The sequence below is a fragment of the Bartonella sp. CR84HXZ genome, from assembly GCF_042194535.1.
Classification (GTDB): domain Bacteria; phylum Pseudomonadota; class Alphaproteobacteria; order Rhizobiales; family Rhizobiaceae; genus Bartonella; species Bartonella grahamii.
Window position 1 is genome coordinate 1 of the sequence record NZ_JBHIMY010000009.1, and the last position, 17,152, is coordinate 17,152.

Here is a 17,152-nt window from a genome sequence, read left to right on the forward strand (position 1 = left end):
CTTTAAAACTCTTTGAGAAAAAATAAATTGGTACAAAACCTAGTGGCAAAATATACAAAACCCGCTGGCAAGCTACAAGCACCATAAAAGTGCTGTGGCGGAGGGGGTGGGATTCGAACCCACGGTACAGTCTCCTGCACGCCGGTTTTCAAGACCGGTGCCTTAAACCGCTCGGCCACCCCTCCAAACTGGATATGCTTTTTGACAAATTTCTTGCAAAAGGTCAATCATTTTAATACGCATTTTAAAGCGTTCTTTGTAAAACTATTTAAATTTCAATTAAAATAATTCTTTATAAGTCAATTCTTTGAGTGTGTTATCTAACAGTTTCATTTTTAAACATGATCATTTCTTTTTTCTGTTTAAAAATTTTTCACAAAGCAATATTTTTTAAGTTTTAACGACCGATATTCGTAATAATAAGAAATATTCGGTTGAAAATATTTGATAAATTATATTAAATTCTTTGCGGGCGTGTATTTTTGAATTATTTTATATTTCCAGATATTTATTCTATTCAAATCGTTCATATCTGCGAAAAAAAATGTTATTGTTCTGACAGTTTATGAGAGATAAATTTGTAAGAATGACATAATATATTCAAGGAAAGTTTTTATTGAGTTTAAATAAGCATAATTCGATAAGAAAGCTCTTTAAAAGATTTTAATTTTTTAAATAAAAATATTTAGATATTTAGTGCGTCTAAAGGGCGGCTTGGAGGGAATGGCTGGTTTGCACTATTTGAAAAAATTTTATGTAAGATTTGCATCGACAGTTTAAAATCTCTTCCAGATATGACTGGAAATTAGGTATATTTATAATGCTTTTTTTGTGGGAGAAGCAAAAAGTTAGTTGGAATAGAAGAAAAGATTATTGAACAATACGCTTAGATCAATAGATAGCTTGTTAAGGTATTGCATAGTTTTTCAAGAATAGAACTTAAAAACGCTAAATTATGCAGAGGCAGAAAGCATAAACTTTAACAGAAAAGCTTTTTAAAGCCGATTCATTCATAAGTATGTATAAAATAAAAAACTTATTTACAAAATAAAATGGTGGGCGATGAGAGACTCGAACTCCCGACATCCTCGGTGTAAACGAGGCGCTCTACCAGCTGAGCTAATCGCCCAATGCAATGATTAGCAATTGAATGGGAACTCTTTAAGGAAAAATTTTTCTAAACGCAAGAATAAAGATAGTATTTGATAATTTTTTTTAAAAATGCATAATCCTTCTTGACATAAACGCATGAACCCCTTACACGACCGCTTGTACCAAATTAAATTGGTTCGAAAAAAATGCGCGGGTGTAGCTCAGTTGGTTAGAGTGCTGGCCTGTCACGCCGGAGGTCGCGGGTTCGAGCCCCGTCACTCGCGCCATTTCGTGATTCCTTGTGAAATTTCCTTTTTAAAATATCCATATAGTATTGAGTGTGGTGGTGGAGTATTTGATTGGGGGATGATATGTTTTTTCTTTCTTTTTATATGGTTTATAAGAATAGGGCTTGCGTCTTTCTTTGCTCTGCGTTACCTATGCCGATAAGAAGAGTATCGCTCTATATGCATTTGAAGCAGTATGAATATAATTAATAGAGCGATTATTAAATTTGTCTGTTTGGTCTCGCAATATTGGATCATTGTGTTAAACTCAGGCATTTCGTTACGATGGAAGAGGGTTATGGCTTATTTATTGAGCTCTTATTTACCGGTCTTGATTTTCATTATTGTGTCAGCTGTTATTGCTGGAGTTTTGTTGATTACACCTTACATTGTAGCATATCGTTCCCCCGATCCTGAAAAGTTATCGGCTTATGAATGTGGGTTTAATTCATTTAGTGATGCACGCATGAAGTTTGATATTCGTTTCTATTTGGTATCAATTTTATTTATTATTTTTGATCTTGAAGTTGCTTTTCTTTTTCCTTGGGCTGTTTCATTCGAATCAATAGGTATGTTTGGCTTTTGGTCTATGATTGTGTTTTTAGCAATTTTGACTATTGGGTTTATATATGAATGGAAAAAAGGAGCCCTTGAATGGAATTAAGATCTAATAATTCAACGATTGCTGCTCCAAAACCAAAAGGAATCATTAATCCCAATACTGGTGAGCTGATAGGGTCTGACGATAAGTTTTTTCGTGATATTAATGCTGAATTATCAGATAAGGGGTTTTTAGTTACTTCGGCAGATGCTTTGATTACTTGGGCACGTACCGGTTCTTTAATGTGGATGAGTTTTGGTTTGGCTTGTTGTGCTATCGAAATGATGCAATGCTCAATGCCTCATTATGATAATGAGCGTTTTGGATATGCGCCACGAGCTTCACCCCGTCAGTCAGATGTGATGGTGGTTGCAGGTACTCTAACAAATAAGATGGCTCCTGCTTTAAGAAAAGTGTACGATCAGATGCCAGAGCCACGTTATGTGATTTCTATGGGATCATGTGCAAACGGTGGGGGATATTATCATTATTCCTATTCAGTAGTGCGTGGATGTGATCGTATCGTACCTGTCGATATATATGTTCCAGGGTGTCCACCTACAGCAGAGGCATTATTATACGGCATATTGTTGCTACAGAAAAAAATCCGTCGTACCGGATCCATAGAGCGATAGAGAGTTTTCTTGTCATGATGGATGAAACTTTGGTTGAACTTGCTGCTTATTTGGAAAACAAGTTAAAAAATAAGCTTGAAGAAACTGTTATTGCTTTTGGTGAATTGACCATTGTGGCACGTCTTGATGCAATTATCGATGTCTTAATGTTTGTTCGTGATGATTCGCGCTGTCAATTTATTAATCTCACAGATATTAGTGGTGTGGATTATCCTTCTCGCGATAAGCGCTTTGACGTTTCTTACCAATTGTTATCTCCTCGTGAGAATTTACGCTTACGTGTAAAAGTTCGTACGGATGAAAATACTCCTGTTGCTTCAGCTTGTACGGTTTATCCTGGCGCAGAGTGGTATGAACGTGAAACGTATGATATGTATGGGATTTTATTTTCAGGACATCCGGATTTGAGACGGATTTTAACAGATTATGGGTTTGAAGGATATCCTTTACGCAAAGACTTTCCTGTGACAGGATTTGTTGAATGTCGTTATGATAATGAAGCAAAGAGGGTAATTTATGAGCCTGTTGTTTTGCGTCAAGAGATGCGTAATTTTGATTTTCTTTCTCCTTGGGAAGGAGGACAGTATACTTTGCCATGTGATGAAAAATAATAATATTTGTTTTGATAAGGCATTATATTAGAGTACTGTATTTCTTAAATAATTAAATATTTTTTAGTATGATAGATTTTTTTGACATTTGATATGAAGTTTTTTAAAAAGCAAGGGGTTGATTGTGGCTGAGGTCAATGTTCGAAACTTTAATATCAATTTTGGTCCGCAGCATCCTGCCGCGCATGGGGTTTTGCGCATGGTTTTGGAGTTGGACGGTGAAGTTGTTGAGCGTGTAGATCCACATATTGGGTTATTGCATCGCGGTACCGAAAAATTAATGGAAACAAAAACTTATCTTCAAGCGGGTCCTTATCTAGATCGTTTGGATTATGTTGCTCCTATGAATCAGGAACATGCTTTTGTCCTTGCTATTGAAAAGTTATTGGATATTAAAGTTCCTAAAAGAGGGCAATTAATACGTGTTTTGTTTTCTGAAATTGGGCGTATTCTTAATCATTTGCTTAATGTAACGACACAGGCAATGGATGTTGGTGCTTTAACACCACCTCTTTGGGGGTTTGAGCAACGTGAAAGATTGATGATTTTTTATGAGCGTGCCTGTGGCTCACGTCTTCATGCAAATTATTTTCGTCCTGGTGGTGTGCATCAAGATTTACCAGAATCTTTAGTTGAAGATATAGGTAATTTTATTGATCCTTTTCTTGTTGCTCTTGGTAAACTTGATGCGCTTGTAACGCCAAATCGGATTTTTAAGCAGCGTAATGTGGATATTGGCGTGGTAACTATTGATGAAGCTTGGGCACGTGGTTTTTCTGGGGTTATGATTCGTGGGGCTGGTGTTCCATGGGATTTACGTAAAAGCCAACCTTACGAATGTTATGATGAAATGGAATTTGATATTCCTGTAGGTAAGAATAGCGATTGTTATGATCGTTATCTAATTCGTATGGAAGAAATGCGTCAATCAGCAAAAATTATGCGCCAATGTGTGGAGCGTTTGCTGAGTACTGAAAAAAATGGACCGGTTTCGAGCTTGGATCGCAAGATTGTACCACCGAAACGGAGTGAAATGAAAAGTTCGATGGAAGCACTGATTCATCATTTCAAGCTTTATACGGAAGGTTTTCATACGCCTCCTGGAGAAGTATATGTTGCTGTGGAAGCTCCGAAGGGTGAGTTTGGTGTTTATCTTGTTTCTGATGGAACCAATAAGCCTTATCGTGTAAAGTTGCGTGCTCCTGGGTTTGCGCATCTCCAAGCTATGGATTTTTTAACCAGAGGTCATATGCTGGCGGATGCTACAGCTATTTTGGGTTCGATTGATATTGTTTTTGGGGAGGTTGATCGCTAATGTCCGTACGCCGTCTTGCAGATGATGTTTATCAGCCCGCTGAGTTTTCTTTTACAAAAGAAAATCAGATATGGGTAAAAAATACTATAGAGAAATATCCTGTAGGGCGTGAGCAGTCTGCTGTAATTCCATTATTAATGCGTGCTCAAGAACAAGATGGTTGGGTGACACGTGCCGCGATTGAGCATATTGCTCAGATTCTTTCCATGGCTTATATTCGTGTTTTGGAAGTTGCAACTTTTTACACTCAGTTTCAGCTTAAGCCTGTTGGAACAAAAGCGCATATTCAAGTTTGTGGTACGACCCCTTGTATGTTACGTGGATCTGGTGAATTGATTAAAGTTTGTCAGAAAAAAATTCATCATGAACCTTTTGTTACCAATCAGGATGGAACCTTATCATGGGAAGAGGTAGAATGTCTTGGTGCTTGTGTGAATGCTCCGATGGTTATGATTTTTAAAGATACTTATGAAGATCTTACAGCTGAGCGTCTTGAAGAAATTATTGATGCATTTGAAGCTGGGAAAGGTTCTGAGATAGCGGTTGGTCCGCAAAGTAGCCGTAAGTCGTCGGAACCGATTAGTGGTTTAACTTCTCTTATTGATGATGAGAAAGAAAAAAAGATCTCTCAAGTCTTCACCAAAAAAGGATAAGGAAAGAGTGGGAACATAATTAAGTATTTTTCTTGAAAAAATATTTTATTATTCTACCCATGATGACAACATTTAATGAAAAGTAAGAAGTCTTGAAAAGATATTTAAAAATTGCATTTGAGGAAAAGCGGAAAATGCTATGGGTAATAGAAAAAAAGGTGGGGTATGCTAGCTGATAAAGATCGTATCTTCACCAATCTGTATGGTTTAAAAGACAAATCATTAAAGGCTGCGATGTTGCGTGGGCATTGGAATGGTCTAAAAGAGATGATTGACAAAGGTCGTGATTGGATCATTGATGAGGTGAAGGCATCGGGTTTACGCGGTCGTGGTGGTGCTGGTTTTCCTACCGGAATGAAGTGGTCCTTTATGCCAAAGCAGAATGATGGTCGTCCTCATTATTTGGTTGTCAATGCCGATGAATCTGAACCTGGAACTTGTAAAGACCGTGATATTTTACGTCATGACCCCCATACTTTGATTGAAGGATGTGCAATCGCTACTTTTGCTATGGGAGCCAATGTTGCTTTTATTTATATTCGTGGTGAATATATTCGTGAACGTGAAGCGCTACAAGCTGCCGTTGATGAATGCTATGATGCAGGTTTACTTGGCAAAAAAACGAAATATGGGCATGCTTGTGATATTATTATTCATCATGGAGCTGGTGCTTATATTTGTGGTGAAGAAACAGCTCTTCTTGAAAGTCTTGAGGGAAAAAAGGGACAACCTCGGCTTAAACCACCATTTCCTGCCAATATGGGGATTTATGGCTGTCCAACAACAGTAAATAATGTAGAGTCCATTGCTGTTGTTCCAACGATTTTGCGGCGGGGTGCTTCGTGGTTTTCGTCAATCGGACGAGCAAATAATGTTGGAACGAAATTATTTATGGTTTCAGGGCATGTTAATGCACCTTGTACATTTGAAGACGCTCTTGGTGTTTCATTCCGTGAATTAATTGAAAAACATACAGGTGGTGTTCGTGGTGGGTGGAATAATCTTTTAGCAGTTATTCCAGGGGGGGCTTCTTGTCCAGTCGTCCGTGGTGAGGATATGATCGATGCGATCATGGATTTTGATGGGATGCGAGATGTCGGGTCTTCTTTTGGCACGGGGGGAATGATTGTTATGGATAAATCAACCGATATTATCAAGGCAATTTGGCGTATAGCTGCTTTTTTCAAGCACGAGAGTTGTGGTCAGTGTACTCCGTGTCGTGAGGGGACGGGTTGGATGATGCGTCTTTTAGGGCGTATGGTTGAGGGAAGAGCACAAAAACGCGAGATTGATCTTTTGTTTGAAGTGTCTAAACAGGTTGAAGGACACACTATTTGTGCGCTTGGTGATGCTGCCGCATGGCCTGTACAGGGGTTGATACGTAATTTTCGTCCGGAAATCGAGCGTAGAATTGATGAATACACGCGAAATGTAGTCCAAAGCAAAAACATTGCTTTAGAAGCAGTAGGATAGAAGATTTTTTAAAGAGCAGCCGAATGCAAATTTTAAGTGGGTTATCCGCAGGTTGGATGGGTGATGATAAATATCAAAGTTGATGGCAAAGAGATTGAAGTTCCTGATTACTACACGTTGCTTCAGGCTGCTGAGGCGGCTGGGGCAGAAATTCCGCGTTTTTGTTTTCATGAATCTTTGTCAATTGCTGGAAATTGTCGTATGTGTTTGGTTGAGGTTAAGGGCGGTCCTCCAAAACCTCAGGCTTCTTGTGCTATGGGGGTTCGTGATTTACGATTAGGGCCTAACGGTGAAGCACCTGAGATTTTTACCAATACGGCGATGGTAAAAAAAGCACGTGAAGGTGTTATGGAATTTCTTCTGATTAATCATCCTTTGGATTGTCCAGTGTGTGATCAAGGGGGAGAATGCGATCTTCAAGATCAAGCAATGCTTTATGGACGAGATTGTTCTCGTTATAGTGAAAATAAGCGTGCTGTAGAAGATAAATATATTGGACCTCTTGTCAAAACTGTTATGACACGGTGTATTCATTGCACACGGTGTGTTCGTTTTACAACGGAAGTTGCAGGTATTTCTGAGCTTGGTTTGATCGGTCGTGGTGAAGATGCTGAAATTACGACGTATCTTGAAAAAGCTATGACATCTGAATTACAGGGAAATGTTATTGATCTTTGTCCGGTGGGAGCTTTAACTTCAAAACCTTATGCGTTTCATGCTCGTCCGTGGGAATTGGTAAAAACGGAATCGATTGATGTGATGGATGCGCTTGGTAGTGCGATCCGTATTGATAGCCGTGGCCGTGAAGTTATGCGGATTATGCCGCGTACGAATGAAGATGTAAATGAGGAATGGATCTCTGATAAAACGCGTTTTATTTGGGATGGATTGCGCACTCAGCGGCTTGATAGGCCATATGTACGCAAAGATGGAAAGCTTCAGCCTGTCAGCTGGACAGAAGCTTTTGCAAAAATTAAAATGGTGATCTCTAAAATTTTTCCAGAAAAAATTGGAGCCATTGCTGGAGATCTTGCGTCTGTTGAGGAAATGTATGCCCTTAAAGCATTATTGAGTTCTTTGGGCTCAACGCTTTTTGATTGTCGTCAAAGAGGGGGGGCTTTATCGCCTGAGTTTGGGCGTTCGAGTTATATTTTTAATCCTACAATTGCAGGTATTGAACAGGCTGATGCACTGCTTATTGTGGGATCTAATCCACGTCATGAAGCGGCTGTTTTAAATGCGCGTATTTTAAAGCGCCAACGGATGGGAAATTTTCCTATTGCATTAATTGGAGAGAAAGTCGATTTACGTTATCCTTATTCTTATCTTGGATCTGGGAGTGATACATTAACGACACTTATTCGTGGAGAGGATGTTTTTTTTAATGTCTTAAAAGAAGCGAAGAGGCCCCTTATTCTTATCGGAGAGGGAGCTGTTTCAGGAAATGAAGGTTTATCTGTTTTAAAAAGTCTTGCTAAATTAGCTGACAATATTGGTGCTCTTAGTGAAGAATGGAATGGGTTTGGGGTTCTTCATAATGCAGCATCGATTGTTGGAGGATTGGACATAGGCTTTACTTCTAAGCTTGGGGTTGCAAATATTCTTAAAACCTGTGAAGTTTTATTTTTACTTGGTGCTGATGAAGTAGAATTAGCCGATACAAAAGCTTTTACAGTTTATATTGGTAGCCATGGTGATAATGGTGCACATGCTGCTGATGTTATTTTGCCTGCATCTGCTTACACTGAAAAATCAGGGCTTTATGTGAATACAGAAGGACGTGTTCAAATGACAAATCGGGCTGGTTTTGCTCCAGGTGAAGCAAAAGAAGATTGGGCTATTTTGCGTGCTTTATCGGATATTTTAGGACAAAGGCTCCCTTTTGATTCTCTTTCTCAATTAAGACAATGCTTGTTTAATGATTATCCACACCTTTGTGCTGTTGATGATATAGTACCTTCTGATATAAGTGGTCTTAAGGCGCTTGGTTCAAAAATGGTTTCTCTAGAGAGTCAAACCTTTACTTCTATGGTTAAAGACTTTTATTTAACAAATCCGATAGCACGTGCTTCTGCTGTTATGGCTGAATGTTCATCTCTTGCAAAAAACCGTGCTACGCAAACTGTAAAGTAAGGCAAAGGAAAAGGAATAATGATGTATGATTTCTTTATGACTTGGCTGTTGCCATTACTCATTATAGTTGGAAAAACACTTCTTCTTTTGGTCGTTCTTTTGATCTTAGTTGCTTATCTTCTTTACGCAGATAGAAAGATTTGGGCTGCGGTACAATTGCGTCGTGGACCAAACGTTGTTGGTCCATGGGGTTTGTTACAGTCTTTTGCAGATTTAATTAAATTTGTTGTTAAGGAGCCTATTATCCCTGCAGGTGCAAATAAGGGTGTTTTTCTTTTGGCTCCTTTTGTTTCAGCGACACTTGCTTTATCAACGTGGGCTGTTATTCCAGTTAATGAAGGCTGGGAAGTTGCAAAAATTAATGTTGGCTTGCTTTATATCTTAGCCATTTCATCTCTTGAGGTTTATGGTGTTATTATGGGGGGATGGGCATCAAATTCAAAATATCCTTTCTTAGGAGCCCTTCGTTCGGCGGCACAGATGGTTTCTTATGAGGTTTCAATTGGTTTTGTGCTTGTAACCGTCATTTTAGTGAGTGGTTCATTGGATCTTACAACAATTGTTCATAAACAAAGTTCTGGAATTGGTACAACTCTTGGTCTTCCTTTTAACAGCTTTCTCGATTGGAACTGGTTGGTCCTTTTTCCAATGTTTATTATATTTTTTATTTCTGCGCTCGCAGAGACAAACCGTCCTCCTTTTGATTTGGTTGAAGCTGAATCTGAACTTGTAGCTGGTCATATGGTAGAATATTCTTCAACGCCTTACATGCTTTTCTTTCTTGGTGAATATGTTGCGATTGTTTTAATGTGCGCATTAACAACCATTCTATTTTTAGGCGGTTGGCTGCCACCCTTAGATGTTTGGTGGCTTAATTGGGTTCCTGGTATCATTTGGTTTGTTTTAAAAGTCTGTTTTGTATTTTTTTGGTTTGCTATGGTTAAAGCATTTGTTCCACGTTATCGCTATGATCAGCTCATGCGGCTTGGTTGGAAGGTTTTTCTTCCTCTCTCACTAGCAATGGTTGTGATAACTGCTGCTTTTTTAAAGTTTACGGATTTCGTTTAAGAGGAGATTTTACGATGTCAGGTTTTATTCATGCGGCAAAGTCACTTCTTCTATTGGAATTTGTGAGTGCTTTTTTCTTAGCCATGCGTCAATTTTTTTCACCAAAGCCCACGATTAATTATCCTTATGAAAAAGGTTTTGTATCTCAGCGTTTTCGCGGTGAGCATGCATTGCGTCGCTATCCAAATGGTGAAGAACGGTGTATTGCTTGTAAATTATGTGAAGCAATTTGCCCTGCGCAAGCGATTACAATTGAGGCTGGACCGCGACGTAATGATGGTACGCGTAGAACTGTTCGTTATGATATCGATATGGTTAAGTGTATCTACTGTGGTTTTTGTCAAGAGGCTTGTCCGGTAGAGGCAATTGTTGAAGGTCCAAATTTTGAATTTGCAACAGAAACGCGTGAAGAACTCTATTATGATAAAGAAAAGCTTTTAATGAATGGAGATCGTTGGGAGCGAGAAATTGCTCGAAATATATTGATGGATGCGCCTTATCGTTAAGTGTATCGTTAAATGAGGTGTCGGATATTTTCCGATAAATTGTAATCTGGTATAAATTTTATACCAATTGTTTGAATAATTAAGGAGAAGCCTATGCTAACAGATCTAGCGGCGGCATTTTTCTATTTGTTTGCTTTTATTATGCTAACAAGTGCAGTTATTGTTATTACAGCACGCAATCCAGTGCATTCTGTTTTGTTTTTAATCCTCGCATTTTTTAATGCAGCAGCTTTATTTTTGCTTGCAGGAGCAGAGTTTTTAGGGCTTATTCTGCTTGTTGTGTATGTAGGAGCTGTCGCTGTTTTATTTTTATTTGTCGTTATGATGCTTGACGTTGATTTTGCTGAGTTAAAGAGTGGAACTCTTCGGTATGCTCCTATTGGAGCTCTTATTGGTGTTATTATCGCTGTAGAATTGATTGTTGTTTTTGTGAGTAGCTATTTTTCTCCAGTCTTGAGAACGCATGTTACCCAACCAATGCCAGATTTAGCGCAGCGAACAAATACACAAGCATTAGGTGATATTCTCTATACGGATTATGTTTTTTATTTTCAAATTGCTGGAATGATTTTATTGGTTGCAATGATTGGGGCTATTGTTTTAACACTTCGTCATAAATTAGGAGTAAAGCGGCAATCTATTGCGGAGCAAGTTTCTAGAACGGTAGAAAGTGCCATTGAAATCAAACAAGTTGAATCAGGCAAAGGTATGTAAGGGGGGCTATGTAGATGTATATTGATATTACACATTATCTCACTGTTTCTGCTTTGATGTTTACAATTGGTATTGCTGGAATTTTTCTCAACAGAAAAAACGTAATTATTATATTGATGTCCATTGAGCTTATATTGCTTTCAGTTAATCTCAATTTTGTTGCATTTTCAGCATTTCTTCATGATCTCGTTGGTCAGATATTCGCTTTATTTGTCTTAACCGTAGCAGCTGCTGAAGCTGCCATTGGTTTAGCAATTCTGGTCGTTTTTTTCCGTAATCGTGGTTCCATTGCGGTTGAAGATGTTAATGTAATGAAAGGCTAACCAGTGATGTATTATACGATTGTCTTTCTTCCGCTTTTGGGTTTTTTAATTGCTGCACTAGGTGGAAAAACGATAGGAGATCGTGCGAGTGAATTGATAACATGTAGCTTTATGGTTGTTGTTGCCATATTATCGTGGATAGCATTTTTCAGTATTGCACTTGGTCATATTCCAGCGATTGATGTCTTGGTATTACATTGGCTTACTATTGGTGACTTAAGCTTTAATTGGGCTTTACATGTTGATACATTAACAGCTGTTATGCTTATTGTTGTGAATAGTGTTTCGGCATTGGTACATATTTATTCAATTGGTTATATGCACCATGACCCTTCAAGGTCTCGTTTTTTTTCTTATCTTTCTTTGTTTACATTTATGATGCTTATGTTGGTCACATCCAATAATTTGATTCAGATGTTTTTTGGATGGGAAGGTGTCGGACTTGCTTCTTATTTACTCATTGGTTTTTGGTTTCAGCGCGATTCTGCTAATAAGGCCGCAATGAAAGCTTTTGTAGTTAATCGTGTTGGAGACTTTGGTTTTCTCTTAGGAATCTTTAGTATTTTTGTTTTATTCCAATCGGTTGATTTTGCTTCCATTTTTGCAAAAGCTGCAAACAATAACCTTATACAAAATATGACATTTTTAGGTTGGCAATTTGATGGGCAGACGGCAATTACCATTACATGCCTTTTATTATTTATTGGTGCGATGGGAAAATCAGCACAATTTCTTTTACATACTTGGCTGCCTGATGCAATGGAAGGACCAACCCCTGTATCAGCGCTTATTCATGCCGCTACAATGGTAACGGCTGGTGTTTTTATGGTTGCGCGTATGTCGCCAATTTTTGAACTTTCTTCAACTGCTTTGACCGTGATTATTATTGTTGGAGCAACAACAGCGTTTTTTGCAGCAACTGTGGGGTTGGTGCAGAATGATATTAAACGTGTTATTGCTTATTCTACATGCTCTCAGCTCGGTTATATGTTTGTGGCATTAGGTGTTGGAGCTTATGGCGCTGCTGTCTTTCATCTTTTTACGCATGCTTTTTTTAAAGCCTTATTGTTTCTTGGTGCAGGTTCTGTCATTCATGCTGTATCTGATGAACAAGATATGCGAAAAATGGGTGGGTTACGCAAACATATAAAAGTCACCTATTGGATGATGATGGTCGGGACCATTGCATTGACAGGTGTTGGAATTCCAGGAACACTTTTCGGAACTGCAGGTTTTTTCTCAAAAGATGCGATTATAGAGTCTGCTTTTGTATCCCATAATATTGCTTCAGGATATGCTTTTTATCTTCTTGTTTTTTCAGCTTTATTAACAAGTTTCTATTCATGGCGGCTTATCTTTATGACATTCCATGGTAAACCACGGGCAACAGTTGATGTTATGCATCATGTTCATGAATCACCTCCAGTTATGTTGATTCCACTCTTTCTTTTATCTATTGGAGCAATATTTTCTGGTGTCGTTTTCCAACCTTACTTTTTTGGTGACTTGTATAATGCTTTTTGGAAGGGAGCATTATTTACAAGCAGCCACAATCACATTCTTCATGATGCCCACCATGTCTTTAATTGGGTAAAATGGTCGCCCTTTATAGCAATGGTTCTTGGGTTTATTTTAGCTTATTTATTTTATGTTTCTATTCCATCTCTTCCTAAGAAAATGGTTCGTATTATGCCAGGAGCATATAATTTTCTTTACCAAAAATGGTATTTCGATCAATTATATAACTTTTTGTTTGTTCGTCCTACCTTTAGAATTGGTTCTTTTCTTTGGAAAGTGGGAGACGGTAAGATTATTGATGGTCTAGGTCCTAATGGTATCGCAGCGCGTGTTGTTGATATTACAAATAGAATTGTTCGATTGCAAACAGGCTATCTTTACCACTATGCATTTGCAATGCTTATCGGCGTTGCATTACTCATTACATGGATGATGATCGGGGGCGTAAACTAATGTCCGATTGGCCTATTCTTTCTACGGTTACATTTTTGCCACTTGTTGGTGTGCTTCTGATTTTGTTTATCAAAGATGATAGTGAAGTAGCACGCCATAATATACGTAATGTCGCATTTTTTACGACTTTATTTGTTTTTATTATTTCTTTAATTATTTGGATAGGATTTGATTCTAGCAACCCAAATTTTCAAATGGTTGAAAAGTCCAGTTGGTTAGGAGGGGGCATTAGCTATCATATGGGGGTTGATGGTATTTCTATTCTTTTTGTTGTTCTCTCGGCTTTTCTTTTGCCTTTTTGTATTTTAGCAAGTTGGGAAAATGTTAAAGAGAGATTAAAGGCTTATATGATTGCATTTCTTCTTCTAGAAGTTGCGATTATTGGCGTTTTTTGTGCTCTTGATGCAATGCTATTCTATGTTTTTTTTGAAGGCAGCCTTATTCCAATGTTTATCATTATAGGTGTATGGGGTGGAGCACGTCGTGTTTATGCAAGTATAAAGTTTTTCTTATATACTTTACTTGGTTCAGTGCTTATGCTGGTTGCTCTTATGGCTATGTATTGGGAGGCTGGGACACTTGATATACCAACTTTACTCAATTACCAGTTTCCTGCTCATATGCAAATATGGTTATGGCTTGCATTTTTTGCTTCTTTCGCAGTTAAAATGCCAATGTGGCCAGTTCATACATGGCTCCCTGATGCTCACGTGGAAGCACCGACAGCGGGTTCCGTTATTTTAGCTGGTGTCTTACTCAAATTAGGTGGGTATGGTTTTCTTCGTTTTTCTTTGCCTATGTTTCCTATCGCTTCAGCAGATTTTGCACCTTTGATTTTTACATTATCGCTTATCGCTATTATTTATACGTCGTTGGTTGCACTTGTTCAAAATGACATCAAAAAGCTTATTGCTTATTCTTCAATAGCGCATATGGGGTATGTGACAATGGGCATTTTTTCTGCGAATGAACAAGGGATACAAGGGGCTATTTATCAGATGCTATCCCATGGAATTGTTTCAGCAGCGTTGTTTCTTTGTGTTGGGGTTATCTATGATCGCTTGCATACACGTGAAATTTCAGCGTTTGGTGGTTTAGTGAATAATATGCCTAAATATGCTGTTGTTTTCTTAATTTTCACTATGGCAAATGTTGGTTTGCCTGGAAGCTCAGGATTTTTGGGTGAATTTTTAACCTTAATAGGTGTTTTTCAAGTAAATAAATTGGTTGTTGTTTTAGCAACAACGGGTGTTATCTTATCGGCAGCCTATGCCCTTTATCTTTATCGGCGTGTGGTTTTTGGTTCCTTGGATAAAGAGAATTTAAAAGTATTAATAGATCTTTCTTTAAGAGAAAAATTCATCCTTTATCCAATGGTTATTCTTACAATATTCTTTGGTATCTATCCAACGCCTATTCTTAAAGCAACGGCGTTTTCCGTAGAAACCCTCATCAATAAACTGCACTAGATAAGGGAAGAACGCACATGCAAACTGAAATAATAGCGCAATTAGTCTTAATTCTTCCGGAGCTTTTAATCGCATTAGGAGCTGTCGTGTTGCTTATGATTGGTGTTTATTCCAATACACGTGCTTCTTTAACAGTGACAGGTTTAGCCATGGCACTTCTTGTGGCAACCATTATTATTCTTATAGTTTTTCCGAAAAATGGTTCATTTCAAACCAATGCGCTCGTTATCGATTCCTTTAGTCGTTATATGAAAATTTTAATGCTTATTGGTGCACTCTTTTCTCTTATCATGTCTGTTGGTTTTGCCAATGCACAAAAGTTTAATATATTTGAATTTCCAGTGCTTGTTCTTTTAGCAACCCTTGGAATGATGTTTATGATTTCAGCGGGTAATATGCTGTCACTTTATATGGGGTTAGAGCTGCAATCTTTAGCTTTATATGTTTTAGCAGCGATTAATCGTAATAATGTAAAATCTTCTGAAGCCGGTATAAAATACTTTGTTTTAGGAGCATTATCTTCAGGATTGCTGCTTTATGGTATTTCATTGCTTTATGGTTTTACGGGTCAAATTGGTTTTCACGAAATTGCTGTTGCTTTAAAAAGTGAAAATTTGCAATTGGGAGTTATCTTTGGAATTGTTTTTATTTTAGCTGGTTTGGCTTTCAAAATTTCTGCTGTTCCATTTCATATGTGGACACCTGATGTTTATGAAGGAGCGCCAACACCGATTACAGCATTTTTTGCTGGTGCCCCTAAAGTTGCTGCAATGGCTTTAATCATCCGTATTATTGTGATGACCTTTATTCCCCTAGGGCATGTTGATAATGTGATGCCTGCATGGCAACAAATTTTGGTCTTCATGGCGATTGCATCAATGATACTTGGTGCATTTGCTGCAATTGGTCAAAATAACATTAAGCGCTTAATGGCTTATTCGTCGATCAGTCATATGGGCTATGCACTTGTTGGTTTATCTGCTGGAGATATGCTAGGAATAAAAAGTGTTATTCTTTATATGACGATTTATCTTGGAATGACGATTGGCTCGTTTGCTTTTATTCTTGGAATGCGCTCTCAGAATGGCAATGTTGAAAATATTTATGATCTTTCAGGGTTAGCAAAAACAAATCCGTTTATGGCTATTGTTATGACAATACAGCTTTTCTCGTTAGCCAGTGTACCACCTATGGCTGGTTTTTTTGGGAAGTGGTATACATTTTCTGCTGCTGTCCATGCTGGTCTGACGCCACTTGCAGTCGTTGGGATGATAGCGTCTGTCGTTGGAGCTTTTTACTATTTACGAGTCATTAAAATTATGTGGTTTGATGACGCAAAAGCGCATTTTGTTGCTTTATCGAATGAGCTTCAATTTTGTCTCGGTCTTTCTGCATTGTTTATTTTATTTTATACACTTTTTGGAGTTTGGTTTGCTGAATTAGCAGAAAAAGCAGCAGCTGCATTGTTTTAATGAATATGGTTTATATTTTATCAGATTTTGCTCAAGAACAAGGATACACTATTGAAGCGTACGATAGTGTTGACTCAACAAATCTCATTGCGCAACGAAAAGCGCAAACTGGTCATCAAGGCAATCTTTGGATTGTTGCACAAGAACAATCACAAGGAAGAGCAAGAAGAGGGAGGACTTGGTCTAGTCCCAAAGGGAACCTTTATTCTAGTCTTTTATTAATTGATGATATTGTTCATCAAACTGCAGCTCAACTTGGTTTTGTTGCTGGAATAAGTGTGGCAGAGGCAATAAAACAATTGATAAAAGATGAAAAGCAGGCAAACAATATTGTGAGTTTAAAATGGCCAAACGATATTTTGCTCAGAGGAGAAAAAAGCTCTGGAGTTTTGCTTGAGATTTTAAAATTGTCATCACAACAATATGCATTGGTTATTGGTATTGGAATAAATGTGAAATATAATTATGAAGATGCACCCTATCCCACTTCAAGCTTAAAGAATATCGGTTTGCATATTGAAGCAGAACAATTATTTACGGTTTTGACGGAGTGTTTTTCTAGAAATTACCTTCTTTGGAAACAACCAAAAGGATGTGAAATAATCCGAAAAAAATGGCTTTTATATTCTGCTCACCTTGGGAAACATGTCAAAGTGGTGAATGATGAAAAAGTCATTGAGGGTGTTTTTGATGGTCTTGATAGTGATTTTAACTGCATCATAAAGCAAAAAAATGGTCAGACAGCCATTATAACAGCTGGAGATGTTCATTTTGGTTCGGCTGCTTCTATTAATGCAGGTCGTTATTAAAAAATTATTTTACCATCAGA

At 37.9% G+C, this 17,152-nt stretch carries 15 protein-coding genes and 3 tRNA genes; 16 read left to right on the plus strand and 2 right to left on the minus strand.

Going from position 1 to position 17,152, the window contains the following annotated elements; genetic code table 11:
- Window positions 1-95: 95 nt before the first annotated feature.
- Together ACFIKD_RS05420 and ACFIKD_RS05425 are read right to left on the minus strand one after the other, a co-directional pair.
- A tRNA-Ser gene (locus tag ACFIKD_RS05420) sits at window positions 96-185 on the minus strand.
- Between the two features lie 868 nt (window positions 186-1,053).
- Window positions 1,054-1,129 (minus strand) — tRNA-Val (locus tag ACFIKD_RS05425).
- Window positions 1,130-1,302: 173 nt separating this feature from the next.
- Between ACFIKD_RS05425 and ACFIKD_RS05430 the strand changes: the two genes are divergently transcribed.
- From ACFIKD_RS05430 to ACFIKD_RS05505, 16 genes are all read left to right on the plus strand, one after another.
- Window positions 1,303-1,379, plus strand: a tRNA-Asp gene (locus tag ACFIKD_RS05430).
- Window positions 1,380-1,677: 298 nt separating this feature from the next.
- Complete coding sequence (locus tag ACFIKD_RS05435; protein WP_005773599.1) at window positions 1,678-2,043, plus strand: NADH-quinone oxidoreductase subunit A; 366 nt, start codon at window positions 1,678-1,680, stop codon at window positions 2,041-2,043.
- Window positions 2,034-2,615, plus strand: coding sequence for an NADH-quinone oxidoreductase subunit B family protein (locus ACFIKD_RS05440; protein ID WP_273787996.1), 582 nt, complete (start codon window positions 2,034-2,036; stop codon window positions 2,613-2,615). The genes ACFIKD_RS05435 and ACFIKD_RS05440 overlap by 10 nt, the downstream gene beginning before the upstream one ends.
- 17 nt (window positions 2,616-2,632) lie before the next feature.
- On the plus strand, window positions 2,633-3,226 hold the full coding sequence (locus ACFIKD_RS05445; RefSeq protein ID WP_375647459.1) for an NADH-quinone oxidoreductase subunit C: 594 nt from the start codon (window positions 2,633-2,635) through the stop codon (window positions 3,224-3,226).
- A gap of 124 nt (window positions 3,227-3,350) precedes the next feature.
- Complete coding sequence (locus ACFIKD_RS05450; RefSeq protein ID WP_375647420.1) at window positions 3,351-4,541, plus strand: NADH-quinone oxidoreductase subunit D; 1,191 nt, start codon at window positions 3,351-3,353, stop codon at window positions 4,539-4,541.
- Window positions 4,541-5,194, plus strand: coding sequence for an NADH-quinone oxidoreductase subunit NuoE (gene nuoE, locus ACFIKD_RS05455; protein WP_015856354.1), 654 nt, complete (start codon window positions 4,541-4,543; stop codon window positions 5,192-5,194). The genes ACFIKD_RS05450 and nuoE overlap by 1 nt, the downstream gene beginning before the upstream one ends.
- Window positions 5,195-5,359: 165 nt before the next feature.
- Window positions 5,360-6,667 (plus strand): NADH-quinone oxidoreductase subunit NuoF, encoded by a 1,308-nt coding sequence (nuoF, locus tag ACFIKD_RS05460; RefSeq protein ID WP_375636123.1) that lies wholly within the window; start codon window positions 5,360-5,362, stop codon window positions 6,665-6,667.
- Window positions 6,668-6,730: 63 nt separating this feature from the next.
- Complete coding sequence (nuoG, locus tag ACFIKD_RS05465) at window positions 6,731-8,800, plus strand: NADH-quinone oxidoreductase subunit NuoG (RefSeq protein ID WP_375638962.1); 2,070 nt, start codon at window positions 6,731-6,733, stop codon at window positions 8,798-8,800.
- 21 nt (window positions 8,801-8,821) lie between these two features.
- The gene (gene nuoH / locus ACFIKD_RS05470; RefSeq protein WP_375644851.1) at window positions 8,822-9,868 is read left to right on the plus strand and encodes an NADH-quinone oxidoreductase subunit NuoH; all 1,047 of its coding nucleotides are present in this window, start codon (window positions 8,822-8,824) and stop codon (window positions 9,866-9,868) included.
- Window positions 9,869-9,882: 14 nt separating this feature from the next.
- Window positions 9,883-10,374: an NADH-quinone oxidoreductase subunit NuoI gene (gene nuoI / locus ACFIKD_RS05475; protein ID WP_375636121.1), complete on the plus strand. Its 492-nt coding sequence runs from the start codon at window positions 9,883-9,885 to the stop codon at window positions 10,372-10,374.
- A 93-nt stretch (window positions 10,375-10,467) separates the two neighbouring features.
- Window positions 10,468-11,088: an NADH-quinone oxidoreductase subunit J gene (locus ACFIKD_RS05480; RefSeq protein WP_273723185.1), complete on the plus strand. Its 621-nt coding sequence runs from the start codon at window positions 10,468-10,470 to the stop codon at window positions 11,086-11,088.
- A 14-nt stretch (window positions 11,089-11,102) separates the two neighbouring features.
- The gene (gene nuoK / locus ACFIKD_RS05485; RefSeq protein WP_015856359.1) at window positions 11,103-11,411 is read left to right on the plus strand and encodes an NADH-quinone oxidoreductase subunit NuoK; all 309 of its coding nucleotides are present in this window, start codon (window positions 11,103-11,105) and stop codon (window positions 11,409-11,411) included.
- Between the two features lie 6 nt (window positions 11,412-11,417).
- On the plus strand, window positions 11,418-13,382 hold the full coding sequence (gene nuoL, locus ACFIKD_RS05490) for an NADH-quinone oxidoreductase subunit L (protein WP_375644847.1): 1,965 nt from the start codon (window positions 11,418-11,420) through the stop codon (window positions 13,380-13,382).
- A complete protein-coding gene (locus ACFIKD_RS05495; protein ID WP_375644846.1) occupies window positions 13,382-14,851 on the plus strand; it encodes an NADH-quinone oxidoreductase subunit M in 1,470 nt (489 codons plus the stop codon). Before nuoL ends, ACFIKD_RS05495 begins: the two co-directional genes overlap by 1 nt.
- Window positions 14,852-14,868: 17 nt before the next feature.
- Window positions 14,869-16,323, plus strand: coding sequence for an NADH-quinone oxidoreductase subunit NuoN (nuoN, locus tag ACFIKD_RS05500; RefSeq protein WP_015856362.1), 1,455 nt, complete (start codon window positions 14,869-14,871; stop codon window positions 16,321-16,323).
- Window positions 16,323-17,132: a biotin--[acetyl-CoA-carboxylase] ligase gene (locus ACFIKD_RS05505; RefSeq protein WP_375647422.1), complete on the plus strand. Its 810-nt coding sequence runs from the start codon at window positions 16,323-16,325 to the stop codon at window positions 17,130-17,132. Before nuoN ends, ACFIKD_RS05505 begins: the two co-directional genes overlap by 1 nt.
- The last annotated feature ends 20 nt before the right edge of the window (window positions 17,133-17,152 follow it).